Annotated in this window: 1 protein-coding gene; it reads left to right on the top strand. The window is 39.3% G+C overall.

The window, feature by feature from the left end; translation table 11 throughout:
* Window positions 1–397: JAB domain-containing protein (locus tag HC176_RS16010; RefSeq protein ID WP_167920002.1), on the top strand; the 397-nt coding region annotated here is incomplete at its 5' end.
* Between the last annotated feature and the right edge of the window lie 127 nt (window positions 398–524).

Here is a 524-nt window from a genome sequence, read left to right as displayed (position 1 = left end):
AAATCAGCTTCCAAAAATAACTTCCTCTCAAAATGCAGCCGAACTCCTTTACGGACAATGGAACAAAAACAATATCGAACTGCACGAAACCTTTAAAATAATGTTGCTGAACAACGCCAATAAAGTAAAAGGTATTTATCAGGTATCCACAGGAGGCATTACCGGCACCTTGGTAGACTTAAGGATAATATTTGCCGTAGTACTCAAAAGCCTTACCACGGCTGTAATCCTTGCTCACAACCATCCTAGCGGAACCTTGAGACCGAGTGAACCGGATAAACGCCTGACCCAAAAAATTAAAAAGGCAGGGGAATTATTTGATATTAAGGTATTGGACCATTTGATCCTGATACCTGATGGAAATTATTTCAGTTTTGCAGATGAAGGAATGCTTTAAATGCAAAGCTTGAGATCTATACTAATCTTTCAAACCTGAACGAAGAAGCCCGAAGACCAACTTTCGGAGAATTTCATAAAGGATGTGGTGCGAAAATTTGGGGATGATATCCGCAAATATGCAAAAT

It is taken from the genome of Tamlana crocina (genome assembly GCF_012037625.1).
Note: the sequence above shows the minus strand (reverse complement) of the source record. Positions and strands in the feature narration are given on the sequence as shown.